At 28.5% G+C, this 578-nt stretch carries 1 protein-coding gene; it reads right to left on the minus strand.

Annotated elements, in window-relative coordinates:
• On the minus strand, window positions 1-578 hold a 578-nt coding region (locus HMPREF1871_RS05605), incomplete at both ends, for a MetQ/NlpA family ABC transporter substrate-binding protein (RefSeq protein ID WP_066131057.1).

Here is a 578-nt window from a genome sequence, read left to right on the forward strand (position 1 = left end):
TGCTTCTATCAATTTTTTGATAACTAATTTATCTTTATCACCTTTTCTAACTGCAATTATATTTGCATAAGGATTATTTTCTCCTTTTTCTATGACTACTGCGTCATCTTTTGGACTAATACCAGCATCTACTGCAAAGTTTGAATTAATTGATACAAGATCGCCTTCTCCATTTTTATAGTATTGAACCATAATAGAAGGGTCATTATCATATTTAAAGACAAGATTTTTTTTATTTTCTACTATGTCATCAAATGTAGCATTAATGATATCAACTCCGTCTTTTACTTTCACAAGACCATTGTCTGATAATAATTTAATAATTCTTCCCCAATCTGATTTACTGTTACTTACAAGTACAACTGCTCCGTCACGTAAATCATTTAAGTTTTTAACTTTAGTTGAATATAATCCTAATGGCTCAAGATGAATAGCTCCTGCATTTTCTAATTTATATCCTTTTTCTTTAATTTCAAGGTCTAGGAAAGGAACATGTTGGAAATAATTAGCATCTATTTCTTTATCATTTAAACTTTTATTTGGTAGAAAATAGTCTTGATAAGTGACAATATCTAGCT

Source organism: Gemelliphila asaccharolytica (assembly GCF_001553005.1).
Taxonomy (GTDB): domain Bacteria; phylum Bacillota; class Bacilli; order Staphylococcales; family Gemellaceae; genus Gemelliphila; species Gemelliphila asaccharolytica.